The 21,508-nt window shown below is 55.5% G+C and carries 19 protein-coding genes and 1 tRNA gene; 8 read left to right on the top strand and 12 right to left on the bottom strand.

Features of this window, described 5'->3' with window-relative positions:
• The first annotated feature begins 11 nt into the window (after window positions 1-11).
• The 3 genes from GGR95_RS02760 to GGR95_RS02770 are packed head-to-tail and all read left to right on the top strand — an operon-like array spanning window position 12 to window position 4,398.
• Window positions 12-962 carry a hypothetical protein gene (locus tag GGR95_RS02760; protein ID WP_246423258.1) on the top strand — a complete coding sequence of 317 codons (951 nt, stop codon included), beginning with the start codon at window positions 12-14 and terminating at the stop codon, window positions 960-962.
• Entirely contained in the window at window positions 959-3,565 is a 2,607-nt protein-coding gene (locus GGR95_RS02765; protein ID WP_184562501.1) for a ribosomal eL19 family protein, read from the top strand. Before GGR95_RS02760 ends, GGR95_RS02765 begins: the two co-directional genes overlap by 4 nt.
• The gene (locus tag GGR95_RS02770; RefSeq protein ID WP_184562503.1) at window positions 3,562-4,398 is read left to right on the top strand and encodes a glycosyltransferase family 2 protein; all 837 of its coding nucleotides are present in this window, start codon (window positions 3,562-3,564) and stop codon (window positions 4,396-4,398) included. Before GGR95_RS02765 ends, GGR95_RS02770 begins: the two co-directional genes overlap by 4 nt.
• Here GGR95_RS02770 and GGR95_RS02775 read toward each other — a convergent pair.
• Window positions 4,395-5,591, bottom strand: a complete 1,197-nt coding sequence (locus GGR95_RS02775; protein WP_184562790.1) for a glycosyltransferase family 4 protein — start codon at window positions 5,589-5,591, stop codon at window positions 4,395-4,397. The genes GGR95_RS02770 and GGR95_RS02775 overlap by 4 nt on opposite strands.
• 111 nt (window positions 5,592-5,702) lie before the next feature.
• Here GGR95_RS02775 and GGR95_RS02780 point away from each other — a divergent pair, with 111 nt between their 5' ends.
• Entirely contained in the window at window positions 5,703-7,049 is a 1,347-nt protein-coding gene (locus GGR95_RS02780; protein ID WP_246423259.1) for an oligosaccharide flippase family protein, read from the top strand.
• Here the strand turns inward: GGR95_RS02780 and GGR95_RS02785 are convergent, their stop codons facing one another.
• The 7 genes from GGR95_RS02785 to GGR95_RS02815 all read right to left on the bottom strand — a co-directional run bounded on the left by GGR95_RS02785 (window position 7,050) and on the right by GGR95_RS02815 (window position 14,163).
• On the bottom strand, window positions 7,050-8,309 hold the full coding sequence (locus tag GGR95_RS02785; protein ID WP_246423260.1) for a GumC domain-containing protein: 1,260 nt from the start codon (window positions 8,307-8,309) through the stop codon (window positions 7,050-7,052).
• A gap of 185 nt (window positions 8,310-8,494) precedes the next feature.
• Window positions 8,495-9,415 carry a CpsD/CapB family tyrosine-protein kinase gene (locus GGR95_RS02790; protein WP_184562506.1) on the bottom strand — a complete coding sequence of 307 codons (921 nt, stop codon included), beginning with the start codon at window positions 9,413-9,415 and terminating at the stop codon, window positions 8,495-8,497.
• A gap of 76 nt (window positions 9,416-9,491) precedes the next feature.
• On the bottom strand, window positions 9,492-10,241 hold the full coding sequence (locus GGR95_RS02795) for a sugar transferase (RefSeq protein ID WP_246423261.1): 750 nt from the start codon (window positions 10,239-10,241) through the stop codon (window positions 9,492-9,494).
• 340 nt (window positions 10,242-10,581) lie between these two features.
• A tRNA-Glu gene (locus GGR95_RS02800) sits at window positions 10,582-10,656 on the bottom strand.
• 81 nt (window positions 10,657-10,737) lie between these two features.
• Window positions 10,738-12,504, bottom strand: a complete 1,767-nt coding sequence (gene recJ / locus GGR95_RS02805) for a single-stranded-DNA-specific exonuclease RecJ (RefSeq protein WP_184562508.1) — start codon at window positions 12,502-12,504, stop codon at window positions 10,738-10,740.
• A complete protein-coding gene (locus tag GGR95_RS02810; protein WP_184562510.1) occupies window positions 12,501-13,787 on the bottom strand; it encodes a homoserine dehydrogenase in 1,287 nt (428 codons plus the stop codon). The genes recJ and GGR95_RS02810 overlap by 4 nt, the downstream gene beginning before the upstream one ends.
• Before the next feature lie 79 nt (window positions 13,788-13,866).
• Window positions 13,867-14,163, bottom strand: coding sequence for a hypothetical protein (locus GGR95_RS02815; protein WP_184562512.1), 297 nt, complete (start codon window positions 14,161-14,163; stop codon window positions 13,867-13,869).
• 103 nt (window positions 14,164-14,266) lie between these two features.
• Here GGR95_RS02815 and GGR95_RS02820 point away from each other — a divergent pair, with 103 nt between their 5' ends.
• Window positions 14,267-14,848 (top strand): TetR/AcrR family transcriptional regulator, encoded by a 582-nt coding sequence (locus tag GGR95_RS02820; RefSeq protein WP_184562514.1) that lies wholly within the window; start codon window positions 14,267-14,269, stop codon window positions 14,846-14,848.
• A 3-nt stretch (window positions 14,849-14,851) separates the two neighbouring features.
• On the opposite strand, the gene GGR95_RS02825 is transcribed toward GGR95_RS02820, so the two are convergent.
• The gene (locus GGR95_RS02825) at window positions 14,852-15,763 is read right to left on the bottom strand and encodes a pirin family protein (protein ID WP_184562516.1); all 912 of its coding nucleotides are present in this window, start codon (window positions 15,761-15,763) and stop codon (window positions 14,852-14,854) included.
• Between the two features lie 151 nt (window positions 15,764-15,914).
• Here GGR95_RS02825 and GGR95_RS02830 point away from each other — a divergent pair, with 151 nt between their 5' ends.
• Window positions 15,915-16,442 (top strand): hypothetical protein, encoded by a 528-nt coding sequence (locus GGR95_RS02830; RefSeq protein ID WP_184562518.1) that lies wholly within the window; start codon window positions 15,915-15,917, stop codon window positions 16,440-16,442.
• A gap of 78 nt (window positions 16,443-16,520) precedes the next feature.
• Here GGR95_RS02830 and GGR95_RS02835 read toward each other — a convergent pair whose 3' ends face one another.
• Genes GGR95_RS02835 through GGR95_RS02845 form a run of 3 tightly spaced genes read right to left on the bottom strand, consistent with a single transcriptional unit; the run spans window position 16,521 to window position 19,056 of the window.
• Window positions 16,521-17,078, bottom strand: a complete 558-nt coding sequence (locus GGR95_RS02835) for a TadE/TadG family type IV pilus assembly protein (RefSeq protein WP_184562520.1) — start codon at window positions 17,076-17,078, stop codon at window positions 16,521-16,523.
• On the bottom strand, window positions 17,078-17,605 hold the full coding sequence (locus GGR95_RS02840) for a TadE/TadG family type IV pilus assembly protein (protein ID WP_184562522.1): 528 nt from the start codon (window positions 17,603-17,605) through the stop codon (window positions 17,078-17,080). The genes GGR95_RS02835 and GGR95_RS02840 overlap by 1 nt, the downstream gene beginning before the upstream one ends.
• Before the next feature lie 8 nt (window positions 17,606-17,613).
• Window positions 17,614-19,056, bottom strand: coding sequence for a TadE/TadG family type IV pilus assembly protein (locus GGR95_RS02845; protein ID WP_184562524.1), 1,443 nt, complete (start codon window positions 19,054-19,056; stop codon window positions 17,614-17,616).
• A 566-nt stretch (window positions 19,057-19,622) separates the two neighbouring features.
• On the opposite strand from GGR95_RS02845, the gene GGR95_RS02850 reads away from it, so the two are divergent.
• Window positions 19,623-21,056: a Glu/Leu/Phe/Val family dehydrogenase gene (locus tag GGR95_RS02850; RefSeq protein ID WP_184562526.1), complete on the top strand. Its 1,434-nt coding sequence runs from the start codon at window positions 19,623-19,625 to the stop codon at window positions 21,054-21,056.
• A gap of 20 nt (window positions 21,057-21,076) precedes the next feature.
• Window positions 21,077-21,451, top strand: coding sequence for an SH3 domain-containing protein (locus GGR95_RS02855; protein WP_184562528.1), 375 nt, complete (start codon window positions 21,077-21,079; stop codon window positions 21,449-21,451).
• The last annotated feature ends 57 nt before the right edge of the window (window positions 21,452-21,508 follow it).

The following is a 21,508-nucleotide window of genomic DNA, read 5'->3' on the forward strand; positions in this document are numbered from 1 at the left end:
GGGTTGAGCGGATGATGTCTCGGCGGGGCATGGTGCGGCTTGCATCTGCGGCACTGGTTGGTGCAGGTGGTTTCTTGGCGCTGGGCGCCGGGGTTCGCAGACGTGATGCGGCTCGGGCGCGGGCAGTACTGGATATGCCTGTAGTTGCCCCTGAAACGCCGTTGAACGTCTTTCATTTGGGTCATTCATTGGTTGGGCGGGATATGCCTGCGATGCTGGCCCAATTGGCACCTGCGGGGCATGATTATGCCAGCCAGCTGGGTTGGGGGACGCCGTTGCTTGCCCATTGGGAACCCGACGTACCTGTGAACGGGTTTGAGACCGAAAACGATCACCCCAAATTCGCCCCCGCCCGTGAGGCGCTGCAAAGCGGCGATTTTGATGCGCTGGTATTGACCGAGATGGTCGAGCTGAAAGATGCTATTCGCTATCATGATAGTGCCAAATATCTTGCGAAATGGGCGCAATTTGCACGGAATGCACGGCCAGATGTACGGGTGTACTTGTATGAAACATGGCACAACACGGATGATCCTGCAGGGTGGTTGGCACGGATAGATGACGATTACGATACACTGTGGGTGCAGCGTGTTTTAATGCCAGCAGTGGTGCAAACAGGCGTGCCAATACATGTCATCCCAGGGGGGCAAGCATTGGCTGCTTTTGTACGCGCGGTTGATGCACGGGGTGGTGTGGGCAATGTGGCAGGGCGCGATGCCTTGATGGCGCGGACACCGGAAGGTGCTGTGGATACCATCCACCTGAGCGATCTGGGAGCTTATTTGATTGCGCTAACGCATTACGCTACGCTTTATCAGCGCAGTCCTGTAGGCTTGCCATTGGCGCTTTACCGCGCGGATGGCACAGCGGCGGTTGCGCCAGATGCGCAATCGGGCGAATTGATGCAGCAGATTGTCTGGGACGTAGTCCGAAGCACAAGCTTTAGCGGAGTAGCGGCATGAGTGATCTGGTCAGCATAGTTTTTTCAGTCGTTATGGTTGGGCATAGTTTATTCGGCACAACGGGGCCGGACATGCTGGATGCCGCATTGGACGCCACCAGCGAATCTGTCGAGGTGCGCGCGCAGATCATCAATGGTGCGCCGCTCAAATACAATTGGGAGAATTCTGACACAGCCGAGGGCATTGATGCGCGTATGGTGTTGCCGCAAGGCACAACCACGGATTTGATCCTGACCGAGGCAATTCCCCTAGCCAATCACCTGAAATGGAGCGAAACCGATCTCTATGCGCAGGCTTTTGCAGGGTTGGCATTAAGCGGCATGCCTGATGCGCGGGTGTTTGTGCAAGAGACGTGGCACAGCCTCAAAAGCGGTACAGGTGAGGCGGTTGAGTTCGACGAAAAGGCAGATTTACCATGGCGCGTGCGCCTGCAAGAAGATCTGTCTGATTGGGAAAACATCGTGGCAATGTTGCGCGGGGGCGTGCCAGATGCGGAAAACCGTGTTCAGCTTATTCCTGCGGGGCAGGCTTTGGCACGTTTGGATGATGCGATTGCCGCTGGCGAGGTGCCGGGGATCAACACAATCAACGCGGTGTTTGATGATGATATCCACCTGAATACGGTAGGGCATTATTTCGTTTCAATGGTGCAATACGCTGTTCTGACCGGGGCCAGCCCACAGGGATTGCCCTTCCGAGTGAAGGATCGTTATGGTAAGGTGTTTGAAGGTCTGGACGCAGAAACAGCCGCAGTTTTGCAGAGTGTGGCCCGTGAAGCCGTTGAGGGGTATCAGGCGGGTGAGGTTGTTGCCGCTCCGGTTCGTCTTGCGGCGGCCCCGGTTGATGTATCCGCTGATGAGGTGAATTCTAAAGCAGAAGCAGAAGCAGAAGCAGAAGTTGCGGAGCCAGCGCAACAGCTTGCAGAACCCGCCGATCCGCCAACACCGACAAAGCCCGAACTCGCGCCCGTTGTGCAAAACGCTGCACCCGCCGTTGCCGCAGACCCGATTGCGGTGGGGCTTGCGCCTGTGACCGATTGGTCCGCCCAGCAGCCTTTCCTTGATCTGATGAAAACAGCGCGTCCTTGGTTGGGGCATCTTAATGGTCAATTTGGCGGCATCGAATATGAAGAAATGGTCAAAGCAGGCCATATTGATCCGCAAGGCTGGGTGCTTAGCCTTCCGCGTACGGCTGGGTCTGTCGGAACGATGATCCTGACAGACCTGCCCGAAGCCGCAGCGGCGTCTCTTGAGGGGCGTTACATGTTGCGCTTTGAGGGCGCGGGGGTGGTTGAGGTCGCGGGCCGTGCCACCAACATCCGCTATGGGCGCGGTGAAGTGCAGTTTGATTATAGCCCTGGTCCGGGCAGTGTCGAAATTCGGATTCAGCGCACAAATAAATCAAATCCGGTCCGCAACATCACCGTGGTACGTGAAGAGCGTTTGGCGTTGTGGGAAAGCGGCGCGGTGTTCAACCCTGATTGGACCGCGCGGTTGGCCCCGTTTGACACATTGCGGATGATGGATTGGATGGAGACAAATAATTCAACTCAATCGCTTTGGGCGGATCGGCCTCTTAGCCTTGATGCCAGTTGGGCCCATGACGGGGTGCCGTTGGAAGTGATGCTGGCATTGGCCAATAGTCTGGGTAAAAATATCTGGATCAATATTCCACATCTGGCGGATGATGCCTATGTGCAGGCGTTCGCAAAGGCCGTTCGCAATGGTCTGGATCCCGCGCTGAAAGTCTATGTGGAGTATTCAAACGAGGTTTGGAATTTCCAATTTGCTCAAAGCCGCTGGGCAGATGCCCAAGCGCAAGCGCGCTGGGACAAGGCAGAGGTGGGCACGCAATTTTATGCGATGCGCGCTGCCGAAGTGGCACGCATATGGTCGGCCGAATTTAAAAACACACCTGCGCAATTGGTCAATGTGATCTCGACCCAGACGGGCTGGTTGGGGCTGGAGGACAACATCCTCAACGCGCCTTTGGTTGTCGCCGAAGGGACGCCAAAGCCATCGGAGGCATTTGATGCCTATGCCGTATCGGGTTATTTCGGCGGTATTTTGGGTTTGGAAGCACGCGGCGAAGCGGTGACGGCTTGGCTGGATGAAAGTCTGAAACGCGCAACCGAGACCGCAACAGCGCAAGGCCTTACGGGCGCAGCACTGGCCGAGGCGATCAATGCCACGCAATATGACTATGCGACTACATTGGCCGCACAAGAACTGACAGATGGATCGGTGAGCGGGCAGAATGTAGACACGGTCAGCGATCTGCAAACGCGGGTGTGGCCTTATCATGCGCAGGTGGCGAACAAGGCGGGTTTGGAGATGATCATGTATGAAGGCGGTAGCCATATTGTCGGGATCGGCGCACAGGTAGATGATGCGCGGCTGACGGATTTCTTTCAATATTTCAACTATACGCCCGAAATGGGCAGGCTCTATACCGCGTTGTTGGAAGGGTGGAAGGCCGCAGGGGGCAAGTTGTTCAACGCCTATGCCGATGTCTATGTCCCGACGAAATGGGGCAGTTGGGGCGCGTTGCGGCATCTGGATGACAGCAATCCGCGTTGGGATGCACTGGTGGCGGGCAGATGAGCGTTGCATGTAGCATCCTGATCCCTGCCCACAATGAAGTGGGCTACATCGAACCCTGTCTGGCGGCATTGCTGGCCAGTGACCCAACGGGCGCTGCTGTAGAAGTAATCGTGATGGCCAACGGCTGTAGCGATGACACGGTTGGCGTGTCGCGCAAATATACCGACGGGTTCATGGCCAAAGGGTGGGCGCTGACCGTGCTTGACCTGACGCAGGGCAGCAAGATGGGCGCGCTGAATGCAGGTGATGCAGCGGCGCGACATGGCGCCCGAATTTATGTGGATGCGGATGTCGTCGTTTCGCAATCGTTAATTGCGCAACTGGCGGCGGTGCTGGATGATTCGACACCGCGTTATGCCAGTGGCGGGCCGATTGTACAGGCGTCGGGCAGTGCGTTTACACGCATCTATGCACGTTTCTGGGCCAGTCTGCCTTTTGTCACCCATGGCGTGCCGGGGTTTGGGGTTTTCGCTGTCAACGCAGCGGCCCGCACCCGTTGGGGGGATTTTCCTGATATCATCTCGGATGATACCTTTGTCCGGCTGAGTTTTACCCCACAAGAACGTCACCGTGTGCCAGCGACCTACACTTGGCCGATGATCGAAGGGGCAGGGCCGCTGATCCGTGTGCGCCGCCGTCAGGATATCGGCGTGGCTGAGGTGCAAGAATTATTCCCAGCGCTTTGGGCCAATCATGATCCAATACCTGCGGATGCGCCCCCAATCTGGCGGCGTGCGCTGCGCGATCCGCTGGGTTTCGCGGCGTTTGGTGCAGTTGCTTTGGCGGTGCGTTTGCCCCACCGAAAACAAGAACGCTGGGCGCGGGGGCGTTAACCCGCGATAAACGCGGCCAATTTGGCGGCCTCGGTCTCTACGTCATGGCGCTCTAACACGCGAGCGCGTCCGGCTTGGGCCATCTGCGCCAGTGTCTCAGGAGTTGTCTGGGCCATATCCGCCATGGCATCTGCTAATGCAGCGGCATCACCAGCAGGGACAAGCCAGCCTGTTTTGCCGGGCTGAACCAGTTCGGGAATGCCCGCGATATAGGTGGCAATCACCAAACGGCCCGCCGCCATCGCCTCCATGATCACCATGGGTAGACCTTCGGCAAAGCTGGGCATTAGCAGGGCATGGGCGTTTTGTAACTCAGCCAGAATTCGTGCTTCATCGACCCAACCTGTGAGGGTGATGTGATCGGACAGGCCCAAATTTTTGATCCTCGCCTCAATCTCGGGACGCATTTCGCCGTCGCCGATCAGGGTCAGGTGGGCGTTGGGCTGTGTTGTTACCAGTTGGGTCATGGCATCCAAGGCCAGCAACTGGCCTTTCTGCTCGACAAACCGCCCAATTGCGACAAAGCGGGGGCCGCCCGTTGGCAATGGCGTTGGGTCAGGGAAATGGCTGGTATCGACGCCGCAATGCACCACCTTGATTTTGTCCCAATGGGCGGGGCCTGCCCAACGGCTGAGTTGGCTGCGGCCATAGCTGGTGATGGCGACGGTGAATTTTGACTGCGCGATTTTGTCGCCCAGTGAAAGGGCGCGGGGGGCGTCATACTCTTCGGGGCCGTGAACGGTAAAACTGTATTCAGGACCGCCAAGCGCATGGCATAGCATGGCGACTGCGGCGGCATTTGTGCCAAAGTGAGCATGCGCATGGGTGGCTTTGGCAGCTTCGCAAACCTTGGCGGCATAAGCGGCCTCAGCGAGGTAAATCAGATGTTTGAGAACGCCCACTTCTGAGCGTTTCCCACAGCGCCATGCCAGCGCCAGAGCACGCGCGAAACGTTTGGGCGCCAGCGAGAAGTTCAGCGCGGTTGCCCCCAGTAAGGCCATGGCACCCGCACGCAGGACATATTGCGTGGCAGCGGCCTCTTCCAAATCTTGGTTGTCCACCAAAGGCGCATCCCCCGCCCGCATCGCCAGCCGCGTGACCTTGTGGCCTTGGGCCTCCAACGCGCGGATTTCGCGGCGGATAAAACTGTGGCTGGGTTGCGGATAGCTGTTGAGGATATAGGCGATATGCAAGGTCGTGTCCTTCAAAGGTCGGTGTCATTTTACGCCGCCGCTTGGTACTGGCGCAAGGGGCGCGGGGGCGTTAGCAATGGGTAACAGTGAAACCGGAGATGAATGCGGCAAATGGGTGGTCTTTTACAGGAATTACGCGGCGGGCGCCTTATGGCGCGGGTCTTTCGCAGCACATCGTGGATTTTACTGGGATATGGCGGCTCACAAGGGCTGCGGTTGGCGTCAAACCTGATCCTGACGCGGCTTTTGTTCCCCGAAGCTTTTGGTCTGATGGCCCTGATCTCGCTGGTGACGGTGGGATTGATGCTGTTTTCCGATGTAGGCATCGCGCCCTCTATCGCCCAGAGTAAACGCGGCGATGACCCTGAATTTTTGAACACAGCGTGGAGTATCCAAGTTCTCCGCGGTATTGGCCTTTGGGTCACCGCGACCGCATTGGCTTGGCCTTTTGCGCAGTTTTATGATGCACCCGAATTGACGCGGTATTTGCCCATCGCGGCGCTGGCGCTGTTGATCACAGGATTTAACCCCACGCGTATTGAGACGGCACATCGTCATTTGATGATGGGCCGTTTGACGCTGCTGGATCTGACATCGCAACTGATCGGGTTGATTGTGATGGTCGGGTTGGCGTGGTGGCTGCAATCTGTTGTGGCATTGGTGATCGGTGGCGTTGTGGGGCCTTTGGCAAAACTGGCGCTGACATGGGCCTTTTTGCCGGGACCCGCCAACCGCTTCCGGTGGGAACCTGCTGCGGTGCGTGAATTGGTTACTTTTGGAAAATGGATTTTTCTGAGCACAGCATTTTGGTTTTTCGCCAGCCAAGGTGACCGTGCCGTATTGGGCAAATTCCTGAGCCTCGACAGTCTTGGTATCTATAATATCGCGTTTTTCCTTGCCAGTTTTGCGATGCAATTGGGGACGGCGGTAACAGGGCGGGTGATGATCCCTGTGTACCGCGATGCCAAACATGAGGTGCGCAAGATTGCCAAGCTGCGGGGCACCATCAGTGGGGTGGTGCTGACGCTGTTATTGATCATGGCTTTCGTTGGGCCATGGTTGGTCGGGTTTCTTTACGATGCGCGTTACGCTTTGGCAGGGGGGATTGTGACGCTATTGGCGGTGGCACAAATCCCGCAGGTTATCGGGATGAGTTATGATCAAGCGGCCTTGGCCGCCGGCGATTCACGCCGCTTCTTTGTGGTCTCCGCCAGCCGCGCCGTGTTTCAGATCACGTTTTTGATTGTGGGTGTGACCAGCTTTGGCTTGATCGGCGCGATCATCGGCATGGGGGTGGCGCATACGCTGACCCATCCGGTGATGATCTGGCTGGCGCGTAAACATGATGCGTGGGACATGCGCCATGACGTGATCTGCGCGCTTGCCGCAGGCAGCTTGGGGGCCTTGGCGCTTTGGATCAACCGCGATGCGGTTGCCGCGCTGAGCCTGCTGGGGTGATCAGGAATGCCGTGCCAGACGTGCGGCACGGCCTGCTTTGCCAGAGTCGCGGCGCTTTTGACGTGATCCACGCCACTTAGAACTTTGGTATTTCGGGGCAAGTTCGGGGATAGATACCACTGGCATTACCCCTGTCTCACGCTTCATCTGACGGGCTGAGCGGATGATGGGGCGGCGTAGTTCCAGTAGCCACGCGATGATAAAGGCGAAAATGGTAGAACCCATCGCGGCTATGATCGCGCGCTTTTTCTTGCTCATCGTGATAGGGTAATCTGGGACTTGTGCTTCTTCGATGGTGGTCAGACGTTCACCCTGTGCACCAACTTCGAGGTTGAATGACACTTGTGCTTCGTTGCGGCGCGCAGCGATGGTTTCCAATTGTCCGCGCAGCTGTTCCATACGGCGGTCAAAATTTGTCAGTGTCCGCTGGATTTCGGGCGAACCTTGGATGGTTTCAGTGAGCGCGGTACGGCGGGCGTCCAATAGGCTTCGCTGCTGTGTCAGAGTCTGCATCTGTGCATCCAGTTCACGTTCTTCGCGCTGAACGGTTGACGCACGTGCGGAGCGGTCAATCTGGGAACGTGCCAATTGTGCGGTGATGATTTCGCGGTCGATGTCCAAAATGGATTCGTTCAACTGAGCCACTTCGGACATGCGAAATTCGACACCACCCTCGATGGATAGGTCGTTTTCCTGCCTGAAGGTTTCAAGCTCGGCCTCAAGTGAGGCGATGCTTTCAAGGACAACTACTTCCTGACGTTGGAAAAACTCCAATGTTTGCGAGGTTTGTTCGCGGCGTTGGGCCGTCATCAAGGCGCGTGTCTGCTGGGCAAACTCATGGGCGACGTCGCGGGCCAGTTGGGCTTCTTCCATTTTGGCAGTGATCGTCAGAACAGAGATTGTTCCGTCATCTGCAAAGCCCTCGCGCGCCGCTGCTACGCCGTTGATGGACACGGCATTGCGCAAAAGTTGGACTTTTTCGCTTGGCTTGAGTGCTGCAAGATTGCTGTAGATGCCATATTTTTCGATGATGAGTTCGAGGCTTCCGCGCGCCATAAGTTGTTGCTGGATCAGCTGTAGCCGCCGTGCGGATGATCCCTCAACGGTTGAGCGGGCTAATTCATCGTTGATTTTAGGCTGCTCGACCTGAATGACTTCGGAGGATTGATACAGGTGCACATAGCTCATCGCCCAATACAGGCCCGAAATGCTGCCGAGAATGATCACAAGTGATATGACAACCAGCCTGCGCCGTGTCATGTCCAGGAAATCCTGCCACGTGTAAATTGGGCCCATTTTCGCCTCGCTCGAACTGATTTATTGTCTCTAAACGCTGGGCGTACCCTACCGTCAGTGACATGTTTTTCTACGCAGTACCGCTAAATTCGGGCCATTATATGACGCCTATTTATGCTGTGCAAAAAAAAAGGCACGGAACTTGTAAGCTAGAAACGCTCGATGCTGGAGGCGCGGGCGCGGTTGAGGATGACGCCCAAAAGGGGGACCTGATTGCCAAGTACGCGTTCACATTCTGCCAGATGCTTTGCCATAGTCTGGGTGCCGTCAGATACAAGTAAAACACCGTCTAGCTGTGGTAGGAAGGCGGCGGTATCGTCAAAGGTCAACAAAGGCGGCAGGTCAAAGAGAACAATATCGGGATTCAAAGCAGCACGCATTTCTGCGAGGCTGACGGCTGTCGCTGGATCTTGCAGGATTTCGGCTGCATCTTCCAGCGCAGTATCCGCGAGGCCAATTGCAAGTGTGTCGCTAACGCGCTGGATGTAATCGCTGATTGCGACATCTCCAGCCAGAAAGTCACGCAAGTTACCGGATTGGGAGGGGTCCATATCCAACACTTTGGCCATACCGGGTGCGCGCATGTTGAAATCCATCAACACGGTACGTGAAGAGGGCACCCGTGACAGGCTGGCTGCCAGATTTGCGGCAGTAAATGTGCTGCCGCAGCCTTTGGTCGGGGAAGCAATCCCGATGTTAATCCAACCGTTCTGTTTTACGGTTTGGCGCAGGCGTGTCCGGAGCAAATCAAAGGCCCGTGACACGTCAGTTGCGCGGAAATCTTCGGCAGCCTGACTGCCTTCCAGAATATGCTGGTCTTTGCCCGGTTCTTGTTCATGCAGCAGTCCCCACAGGTCGCGTGGAGGTGCGACAGGCGCTGACGGCTCATTCACAAGTGGAGCAGGTACGTTTTTTGTGCTGTGCTCCACGATGAGCTCTGCCTCGACATTAGGGGGCCTTGTTGCCGTTTTAAAACGGCGCGGGCGTGTGAAGCTACCCTGCGAAGGCACCATGCGGTCATCAGGTGCTGCCTCAGGTTCGGCAGTCGCGGATGTGAAGGTATCCTTCATGAGGGGAGGCTTTCGGGTTTTGAACATGCGCCCAATATAGCGCATGTCGAGTTATAATAATAGCAGGCTTGGAGCCTTAGCAGCCGGTGCGGCGCAACATAACGCCGACAGTTTTGTAAATGATGGCAATATCACCAGTTACTGACATCGCTTTGTTATACGTGGCGTCAACTTCGTTGCGGAATGAAAATCCGTTTTCATTGCGTGCCGAGACTTGCCACAGGCCTGTGATGCCGGGGCGCAGCGCAAAGTAATGCGCTGGATCGCCATACATCTGGAGTTGGTCGGGCATCATTGGGCGTGGGCCGATCAGGCTCATTTCGCCCCATAAAACATTCCAAAGCTGTGGCAGTTCATCCAGCGACGTTGAGCGAAGCAGGGCACCCACACGTGTCACGCGGGGGTCATTGATCAGCTTTTGCTTTTCATCCCATTCGCGACGCATTTCTGGGTCGCTTGCCAGATAGTCTTCTAATACCGCATCTGCATCACGCACCATTGTACGCAACTTCAATATCGAAAAGTGCTTGCCGTTTTTCCCCAGACGGTCCTGACGGTAAAACGGGTTGCCGCCTTCAAACCACAGAGCAATCACACAGAGCACCATGATTGGCACAAAAAAGGGCAAGCTGAGCAGGACGAGCAGTGTTTCAAGTAAACGCTTGCCACCGGCGCGATAAATCGAGCTTTTTACGGGCGTTTCCGTGCTGGTGTCAAAGACAGCAGTAGCCGCACGCATCACCGCTAGATGTGCATTCAGATTGCAACCTGGATGTGTCAGCGTTGCCATGCCGTAGCCCGGCTGATCGGTTTCAAATTTCTTCATAGTCTTAACCCCCCAGGGTCATGTCGTCGTTCAAGTAGATGCTTTGATCCATTCAAGGCACCGATCGTATCTTTCGGGCAGGCAGTGGTCTGTCTTTCCGCGTGTCGTTTGGTGTGATGCAGGGGCGCAAAAGTTCCTGAACCGCGTCGTATAGAGTTTTTGATTCTACGCCTTGTGCCTTATCTCGAACACATTGCGCAAATCCTTGACGTATGCATAACAGATTTTAGACACATTTGAGGGGGAAAATTCGAAACAATCTGTTTACTGTTTGTGGTTAAGCCAAAATGGATATGGGTGCCCACAGGGGGAGTTTTATTGATATTTTATTGGGGGAATGTGGCAGCCCGTAGGGGAGTCGAACCCCTCTTTTCAGGTTGAAAACCTGACGTCCTAACCGATAGACGAACGGGCCACACTTTGTAGGGCGTCTTTAGGCAATCCATTGAGGGGGCGCAAGAATAAATTCATTCCAAAATGCATTTTTTTTTGATTTTTAGGCCCGAGCTGCGTCTTCGAGCCGTAATTGTACGGTTTGGCGCCCCCGCCATGTATTGATGTCTAGTCTGCCCGCCAGATGAAAATGCGCGCCGCCGTGTGCTTCCAGCGCTGGACCCAGCGCAGAATCGAACGCACCAAAGCAAATCGCGTCCAATCGGGGACTGTGTCCGTCGCCGAAACTGACTTTGATGTGGGTTTCGCCGACTCGGCGGGCTGAAAAGATTCGCATATCGGCAAAAACATACCTTGGAGCAGAGGCGCCCGCCCCAAACGGTCCAGCTGATTCGACGGCTTCGGTCAATTCGACACTGGCCGCGCCGGGCATGAGCATCCCGTCGAGTCGCAAATCAGACGGCCCCAGCAAATGCGCGCCTTGTTTCTCCAAAAGCGCGGTAAGCTGTGCCATCGCCTCTTCCAGCTTGTCTTCTTGCACTGTCAGACCAGCCGCCATTTTATGGCCGCCGCCTTTGATCAATACGCCCTGCGTGCTGAGCTTTTGGATGCAGGCGCCCAGATCAATGCCCGTGACCGAGCGGCCCGAGCCTTTGCCGATGCCATCATCCAGCCCGATTACCACAGCGGGACGGCCAGTTGCTTCTTTTAGGCGGGCGGCGACAATGCCCACCACACCCGGATGCCAGCCTTTTCCCGCTGCCCAGACCAATGCGCCATCGGTGCCGCGGTCTTCGGCCTGCGCCAATGCGGCAGCACGTACAGCGTTTTCGACCTCGCGGCGTTCCGTATTCAGGGCGTCCAAACGCTCGGACAGCGCGGCGGCCTCATGGGGATCATCGGTGGCCAGAAGGCGTGCGCCCAAATCTGCTTTGCCCACACGCCCGCCCGCGTTGATGCGCGGTCCCAGCATAAAGCCAAGGTGATAGGCCGCAGGAGCGGTATCCATACGTGCGATATCGGAGAGGGCAGAAATGCCCACGCGCGCGCGCCGCGCCATGACTTTTAGGCCTTGGCGGACAAACGCACGGTTCACACCGATCAGCGGGGCCACATCGGCCACCGTTGCCAGCGCCACCAGATCAAGCATCGCCATCAGGTCAGGCCCTTTGACCTGATCTTCGCGCAACTGTCGTCCTGCTTCTACCAGCATCAAGAACACCACTGCCGCCGCACACAGATGCGCCAGCGCGCCGTCTTCGTCTTGGCGGTTGGGATTCACGACAGCCAGACAATCAGGCAAGGTTTCACCGCCTAAGTGGTGATCCAACACAATCACATCCGCGCCTTTGGCGGCGGCGATGGGGTCATGGGACAGCGTGCCACAATCGACACAGATGATCAGATCATGGTTGGCGGCCAGTTCGGCCATGGCCTCATTGTTGGGGCCATAACCTTCGTCGATGCGGTCGGGGATATAAAGAGTGGCATCGCGGCCCATTTGGCGCAGCCATACAAGTAGCAGAGCGGCTGAACTGCCGCCATCGACGTCATAGTCTGCAAAGACGGCGATACGTTGACGGGATTTTACGGCCAGAAGGAAACGCGTTGCGGCGGTTTCCATGTCGCGCAGGCTGCGCGGGTCTGGCAGTAGGTCGCGTAGGGCAGGGGCAAGGAATATTGCTGCCTCGGAGGCTTCAACCCCGCGCCGCGCCAGAACCTGACAAACGGCCATTGGCAAATTTGTCTGCTGGCTCAACGCTTCTGATGCGCGGACAGCTTCAATACCCGGCCCTACCCAGCGCCGTCCTGTAAGTGAGGTTTCGACGCCTAAAAAGGCAGGGGCGGGTGTTGTGGTTTGGTCTGTCAAACTTCCTCGATTCGCAGGGCCACGGGGTCATCTACCACAACGGATGTGGCCCCAAAGGCCGCAAGCGCGTGGTCAATGTCGGCGCGGGTGGTTTTATGGGTCACGATGAGCACGGGGGCGCTGCCGCTGACGTGGCCGTATTGGCGCATCCGGTCAATGGAGACACCTGCCTCGCCCAGCACGGCGGCGACTTTGGCCAAAGCCCCGGGTTTATCGGTGAGGGCCATGCGCAGATAATACGGCGCAGGGCGTTGGCTGAGGGCAGGGGTGGCTGCCTCTAGCGTGTTGGCAGGCTGGCCAAAGACAGGCATGCGGAAGCCGCGCGCGATGTCGCAAATATCTGACAGAACTGCGCTGGCTGTCGGGCCGGCGCCGGCACCCGCACCGCGCAGCACAATCTGCCCGACAGCGTCGCCTTCAAGGACCAGCATATTTGTGCCGCCTTGCAATTGACCCAGCGGGGATGTGTCAGGCACCAGACAAGGCTGCATGCGCTGTTCCAGCCCGCGGCCCGTCATCTGCGCGACGCCCAGAAGTTTGATTTTATAGCCCATGTCGGCTGCGGCGCGAATGTCTTCGATTGAGACGCGCTCAATCCCTTCCAACTCAATTCCTGCGAAGTTGACTTTGGTGCCAAAGGCCAGCGACGACAGGATCGCCAGTTTATGCGCCGCGTCGATGCCGCCTACGTCCAACTGTGGATCGGCCTCAAGATAACCCAGCCCGTCGGCTTCGGCAAAAACATCTGCGTAGGGCAGGCCCGCGTCTTCCATGCGGGTCAGGATATAGTTGCACGAGCCGTTCATCACCCCCATTACGCGGGTGATCTCATTTCCGGCAAGGCCTTCTCCCAACGCTTTGATGACGGGAATGCCGCCAGCAACAGCGGCCTCGTATTTGATCACACAGCCCCGCGCTTCGGCGGCTTCGGCAAGGGCTTGACCGTGCATGGCCAGCATTGCTTTGTTGGCAGTCACAACGTCTTTGCCCAAGGCCAACGCGGCTTCGGTTGCGTCTTTGGCGGGGCCGTCTTCGCCGCCCATCAATTCTACGAACACATCCACATCATCGCGTTTGGCCAATGCTACGGGATCATCTTCCCATGCATAGGAGGATAAGTTGACGCCGCGATCTTTGGCTTTGCTGCGCGCTGAAACGGCTGTGATGACCACGGGGCGGCCTGTGCGGGCCTCCAACATCGCGGCTTGTTTGCGCAGGATGTGCAGCACACCCACACCGACCGTTCCCAAACCTGCAATTCCGAGACGAAGAGGTTTTGACATGGCGCTGAATCCTTACATTAACTGAACTTGGGGCCGATGTAGCCCTAACGCAGCCATCGTGCAACGTAAGACGGGGGGCTTATTGCAACCCTTTTTCCAAGCGCTGACGTTCGCGCCCGCTGAGAACCGATCCGCGCAAGCGGGCGGCCCGTGCTTTGAGCGCGGAAACCCGTCCGTCAATTGTGGCCGTTGCTTGCACCGGCTCTGTACCGACAGATTGAGCAGAGGCCAGAACCGGACCTAGCGGCACCAATGCCGGATAGTCTGCCGCAGTGAGTTCGGGGGTGATGGTGCGTTCCAACGCGGGAAACTCTGCGCAGGCTCCCACAAGGGAGAGTGTCGCCAAAAGGGCAAGAAAAGGGTGTACGCGTTTCATGATGCAAGGTTTGCACCACTACAGGGCCGTCTTGCAAGTGTATTGCTACTGATGCCGCAGAAAGGGTTTACTTTTTGAACGTGCGTTCAGATAAGGTGATGCCATGGCACGTACCGCAGGATCACATTCAGACATCACCGGCCCACGGGTTCGGGAGGCCGCGCTCAGGCTGTTTGCGCAGGGGGGCTATGCCGCCGTTTCCATGCGCGCGATTGCTGCCGAAGTCGGTGTGCAGGCGGGCGCGCTGTATAATTACACCCCTGATAAGCAATCGCTTCTGTTCGATCTGATGGAAAGCCACATGACCGAATTGTTGGCGACGGTGGCGGATGATCCGACGCAACCTGCTGATGCGCGGTTGGATGGGTTTGTCGGGTTCCACATCCGCTTTCATCACGCGCGACCTGATGCCGTGTTCATTGCTTATATGGAGTTGCGTAACCTCACCGAGGACAATTTTGCCCGTGTTGAGGCGCTGCGCCGTGTCTATGAAGACGGGCTAGAGCAGATTTTGCGCGATGGGGTGGCGGCGGGTGTGTTTAAGGTGGGCGATACCAAAATCGCTACGCTGGCCATTATCGCCATGCTGACAGGGGTGAATACGTGGTTTCGGGCCGGCGGGCGATTGTCGTTGGAGGAAGTCACCGCGCAGTATCGCGACATGGTGCGCCGCGCGGTGACCTGAGGGTTAATGGGCGGGTTTGATAAACGTCCCGTTGTTGAGCTCTTTCACAGCTTGCCGTAGTTCTTCACGGGTGTTCATCACAATTGGTCCGTGCCATGCGACGGGTTCATCAATGGGTGCGCCCGAGATCAGCAAAAATCGCAGTCCTTCTGGCCCAGCCTGAACTGTCACCTCATCCCCCGACCCAAACCGTACCAGCGTGCGGTCGCCTGACATGTCACGAATGTTTAACTCTTCGCCTGCGACCTCTTTTTCCAGCAAAACTCCAGAAGGATGGCTGGCATCCACAAAGGCACCAGCCCCTTGAAAGATATACGCAAAAGCACGGCGATAAGTATCGATCTTGAAGGTTTTACGTACACCTGCGGGCACGGTCACACCCAGATATTGCGGATCAGCTGCGATGCCATCCACTGGGCCGCGTTTCCCCCAAAATTCTCCGGTGATGACACGCACGCGGGTGCCGTCATCGTCGATCACCTCAGGGATCGCGTCAGAAGTGATGTCCTGATAACGCGGCGCGGTCATTTTCTGCGCTGAAGGCAGGTTCCCCCAAAGTTGAAAGCCGTGCATCTGGCCGCTGGCATTCCCCTGAGGCATTTCCTGATGCATGATTCCCCGTCCTGCGGTCATCCATTGGACATCGCCCGCTCCCAAAGTGCCCTTGTTGCCAAGGCTGTCTGAGTGCTCAACCGCGCCTTCAAGCACATAGGTGATGGTTTCGATCCCACGGTGCGGGTGCCACGGGAACCCTTTTTCAAAATCGATGGGGCGTTCATTGCGGAAATCATCGAACAGCAAAAACGGGTCAAGCTCGCTTGGGTCTTGGAACCCGAAAGCGCGGTGGAGTTTGACGCCTGCGCCTTCCATGGTGAGTTTGGCGGCGCGGGTTTCTAATGTGGGTCTGATAGACATGGCGATATTCCTTTCCACGTTGTTGCCTGAAATTTAGGGTCGGATTTGCAGCGAAACAAGGCGAGCGAGCGCAGGCCTGATGTGCGTAAATGCGCCAAGGCTTGTCGGGGTGGATTTCTGCAACTAGGGGTCGGCTAAAGGAGTGCCAATTATGACCACATTCGCTGATGCACCTGCGACCAACCCGGACACAAACCCTGATGAAGTTCTTTTTACCTTGGGCGTCGCTGCCCCGCGACGGTATTTGGGGATGGGGCTTTTGGGGATGCTGGGTCTGATGTTGATCTACATCGGCAGTTTCCAATCCCCTGCATTCGGGTGGGGGTTGTTGCTGGTGCTGCTCGGCGCGGGATCACTATGGATGGTGGATAAAATGCGGCGGGCTTCTGGTACGCGGATTGAATTAACCAGAACAGTGCTGCGCGATAGTGATGGCACTGTAATCGTTACCCTTGCGGATATTGAAAAGATGGACAGCGGCTTGTTTGCATTTAAACCGTCAAACGGGTTTTTGGTGCGTTCCAAACGGCCCTCTGGGAAAGATTGGCGTCCGGGTCTTTGGTGGCGTGTGGGGCGGCGCATCGGAGTGGGTGGCATGACACCTGCCAGTCAAACCAAGCGTATGGCCGAGATTATTGGCGAGATGGTCGCGGAGCGGGATCGCTTGTCGCACCAATAATACAAAATTCCGAGGGCACAAACGAAAACCCCCGAATGGTTTTGCCATTCGGGGGTTTTGTTGATTTGCTAGGGTGGATCAGCTGTCTGTCCACGTCACCTGTGGCGCATAGCGGGGGCGCGTAAAGATGAAGTTCGAGATTTCTCGCGTACCCAGACCTGTGTTGAAGGGGGGCACATAATCGGCGTAGGTTTCGACGACAATGATACGTTCTTGATCCACCAGAACCGGCAGTCTGTCAGACCAGTTAGTCACATCACTGTCGGTCAGAGCTTGATGGTCGCCACGGGACTTGGACCAGTCCAGCTTGAATGTTTTTGTGGCTTCATCATAGTACAAGATTGAAATCCGCACTGAACTCTCCTGAGAGCTACGGGTCAGCGTTTTAAACACACCTTGCGCGCCATCAATGTAGTCGTTGTCAATCGACATTGTCTCGCGAGAGACCATATCGCCGATTGTATACGCGGCCTTCTGGTGCATCGTGTGTTGACGAAACGCGTCATACAGGGTGAAGATGGACGCCAGTACCAGTAGGATTGCCGGGATCATGATCATCGCTTCGATGGCCACAGCGCCTTTTTCATCTTTGAGAAACCCATTCTTGAGGGTTGATTTGAGTTTGCTAAAAAACATTATTCTGGCTCCTGAGAGAATGCACTGATTGAGACCATTTCACCGTAGCCGTCACCATCTTTGTCCAGCTCTTTACCAAGTCCCATTTTGTTCCAAAGTGGGACGTATCTGTAGCAAGCACGCATGAACATCAGTTCATGCTCTTCGCCCAAGGTCCATCCACGTACTGGTGCAACCTCTTCGGAAGAGTTGATACAGTCGGCTCTTGTTTCAAGTGGTGTGTAAGCGCGCGGGTCCTTTTGTACCATTTCGAGACGCAGGTTTTGTTCGCAATCGTTTAAACCACCAGAGTTTGCGCAGATCGTTTTCACAATTGTGTCGTGCGTGTACTCTGCCCCCGTGAATAAACGAACTTCGCGGGTGGTGATTTCAAGGGCGCGATCAAGCTGCATCTGGCGAATGGAATGCATGCTCATCTCAAATCCGAAGAAGAACGGGATGAAAAGGGCAGGAACCAAGATTACAAATTCGATCACAAAGACTGAGCCTCTTTCCTCTTTGCGGAAACGGCGCAGGTAGTTTTTCATACGCATATTCATTGTGTGAGCCTCAGTTGGTTGATTTGACGTGCAATGGATTTGAAAGCATCCGCAATTTCCAGACCATCAACCCGGAAGAAGTGGCTGGGAGAGGAAGCACAGTTTTGCATGATGGATGCACTGTAGTCGCTCACTTCGAAACCGATAGACCAGATGATGATACCGTTGTCTTTTGCTGCAGTACATATGCTGTTCAGCAAGGTGTTGCCTTTGCTGGTCCAATACTTTTGATACGGAGTTCCGTAGGCTTCGTTATAAGAAACATTCTGCCGTAGCCACCAATCCAAGTTGTTGTTTTTCCAATGCTCGGCCTGCGAGATGTTCGCATACATTTCTGGTGGAATTTGTTTGGTCGCGGTGTTTACGCCGTCGGTCATCAAGATAACGGTTTTGAGGGTGTCGACATCATCCATTGGAGCAGGGCGCGATGAAAAGACAGTATCAATGGCGCCAGATGAGGCGAGTCTTTCATTCGCGGGCTGGAATGCGGGATCAAGTAGTCCAGCAGCCCATTTCATACCCAGATAGATCGCGGTGTTACCGTTTGCAGGCAAATTATCGATTTTGTCTTTAAGCTCGGTTGCGTTCTGGCTAAATGCCAAGATTTCGGTTCTCGGGTCATCGTTGCAGTTTGGATAAGTCTTGCTGTTGGATGACGAAACACCCCAGTAGAAAAATTGGGTTTGTTCATGCGCTTCGTCTGGATCAATGGCGGTGGTATCATACTCGCTATCGAGGAAGTCGACGCATGTACCGTAAGGGTTGTTCCGGTTTATGGCCATAGCATCAAAGACATCGCGACCCGCCGTCACAGTTGTGGCGTAAGGGATCAAAGAAATTGAAACGCGGTCTTGGGTGGCCGTGTTAACCACAAGATCAACAAAATCTTTGGCCGCAGTGCGTAAGTTGCCGATTTTGTTGTTCGAACGCATTGAACCCGAAATATCGAGAACCATGGAGACTTCGACGCTGGTTACACTTTCTTCTGCAGTTGCGATGCTGCGCAAAGGTAACTCGTCGATGCCAAGCAATGGCATGAAGTTGGTCGGCATGGAGCCTATTGAGTCTACAGTGACGCTTCGGAAGTTAAGAAAACCGTCTTCTTCAACATTGTTGGTTGCCACTGTGATCTTGTTGATAGCCTCAGGGATACCCGCTTTTGCGAAGTAGTCTTTTACCACGTCTTTGGGGTCCTGTGTCTGACCCAAATCCGCTGCGGCCAAAACGGCGCGGTCAGCGGTGTTCTGAATCTGGACGCGGCGCATTTCATTGCGTTGCAAGTCGAACGAGATACCTGCAATCAGCGCCATAATCATGATCATTGCAATTGCGAAGATGGTTACAGCACCGTCTTCTTCTTGCGCGAACCGGCGCAGGTTTGGATATTTAATCCGTCCCGCTAATGCCGGGACGGCTGTTGTCGAAAACAGTTTTGACATCATCTTCACCTCTCATACCTGTCCCAATCGACATGATGGGACTTGTGGTTATTCAAGGGTTGTTATCGCGTGTGAACGTGTCCGAATTGGGGCGAAACTATGAATTATAGTCATATTTTAAAGGTATTTAGGATATAATCATGACACATTCTTCAGAGTGTTTCGTGTCGGTAAACAGTAGGGGTGTTAAAGTGGTATCTATTGAATTTTAGTTACGTGACCGATGACAGAATAGTTAACGTGAGTCGCAATAGAAATCTTAAAAGAAGGCCCGCGGCAGTGTCAGTGGCTCTTATGTCTGGATAATCGGTGGGTTTTTGTTAACCAAGGCGGCATATCGTTTTGTCTGTACCTGATGTTAAGCTGGCGCTCTTCCACTTCGTTAACGCATCGACTTTACGGAGCTATTTCACGCTCTTGCTCTAAAGGGGCACGCAATTCGATGCGTTTCAGGCGATTAAAAAAGTGGCATTTATAATTGCGATACCTATGCTATCGGGGCGTACAAGATTCTCTTGTCTGCCTAGCCACGTCAGTAATTGTTTCCTATCACAAGGCACTCTGTCATGAACCCATCCCTAAACGAGCCGAGCTTTCGCGAAAGTGTAAATTTGATGTTCAACCGCGCGGTTGATCTCATGGACCTCAAGCCGGGGCTTGTTGAGAAAATCAGGGTGTGTAACGCAACCTACACCGTGCGTTTCGGTGTGCGCTTGCGGGGCGATATCAAGACTTTCACCGGCTACCGCTCGGTTCACTCTGAACATATGGAACCGGTTAAAGGCGGTATTCGTTACTCTCTGGGCGTTAATCAGGATGAGGTCGAAGCGCTGGCGGCGTTGATGACGTTTAAATGCGCGCTGGTCGAAGCGCCTTTTGGCGGCTCCAAAGGCGGGCTGTGCATTGATCCTCGTGAGTATGAGGTACATGAGCTGGAGATGATCACCCGTCGTTTTGCCTATGAGCTGATCAAACGCGATCTGATCAATCCGGCACAAAACGTGCCCGCCCCTGATATGGGTACGGGCGAGCGTGAAATGGCGTGGATTGCAGACCAATACAAACGCATGCACACAACTGACATCAATGGCGCGGCCTGTGTGACCGGTAAGCCGATCAATGCAGGTGGTATTCAGGGCCGTACAGAAGCGACAGGCCGCGGCGTACAATACGCTCTGAGGGCGTTCTTCCGCGACAGCGAGGGTGTCAAAAAGGCAGGAATGAGCGGCACGTTGGATGGCAAGCGCATCGTCGTGCAGGGTTTGGGCAACGTGGGCTATCACGCGGCCAAATTCCTGAGCGAAGAAGACGGTGCTCCGATTGTAGGTGTGATTGAGTATAACGGTGCCATCTGGAACGATAACGGTATCGACATCGACGCGCTGAAGGCACACATCACCGCCGAGGGATCGCCCAAAGGATTTGCGGGCGGCACGTTTGTCGAAGATGGTGCCGGCATGCTGGAAGCAGAGTGCGACATCCTGATCCCCGCAGCACTTGAGGCGGTTATTAATCTGCGCAACGCCCATGACATCAAAGCGCCACTGATCATCGAGGCGGCGAACGGTCCTATCACCGCAGGCGCGGATGAGATCCTGCGCGAAAAAGGCACGGTGATCATCCCTGATATGTATGCCAACGCGGGCGGCGTTACAGTGAGCTATTTTGAATGGGTTAAAAACCTGTCTCACATCCGCTTTGGCCGTATGGGCCGCCGTCAGGAAGAAAGCCGCCATCAGTTGATTGTGGACGAATTGGAGCGGATCAGTCGCGACACCTCGATCAATTGGACGCTGAGCCCCGATTTCAAATCCAAATACCTGCGCGGCGCGGGCGAGTTGGAGCTTGTCCGCTCTGGTTTGGATGACACGATGCGGATCGCATACGAGTCAATGGCCAAGGTCTGGCATGAGCGTGCGGATGTAACGGATTTGCGCACAGCTGCTTATCTGGTTTCCATCGGCAAGGTTGCCGCCAGTTATCAAGCCAAAGGCCTGTGAGGCTGAAAGGGGCAATTGCAGTGGTCGCGACCTTTTGGGTCGCGCCCGCTTTGGCAGAGAACGCTGTCTACGGAGAGGTGGATTTGATGGGGCTTGCCAAGGAAAGCCGGTCGCTCAACCCCAATTTTGCCACGCATTTGTCTATGGTGTGTAATGTGAACGGGCCAGATGGGTTTCTCAGCATCCGCAGCGGACCGGGCAGTGATTTCAAGGCCCTGCGCAAACTCAAAAGACTTGCCATCGTAGAAGTAGACGCAAACGAGCGGCGCGGGCGCTGGGTGCGGGTGGTTGATGCCTACCGTGAGGTGACGCCAGAGGGGCAGGGCGTCGCGCATAAGAGGTTGTCGGTTCAGGGCTGGGCGCATGACGGGTATCTGTGCGATTTTATCGACTGAGAAATGTGAAACTTTGAATAGACGCCTGATTAACGGCGGACAGTGCATCTGTCGCAG

Origin of the sequence: Sulfitobacter undariae (assembly GCF_014196805.1) — a bacterium.
GTDB lineage: Bacteria > Pseudomonadota > Alphaproteobacteria > Rhodobacterales > Rhodobacteraceae > Sulfitobacter > Sulfitobacter undariae.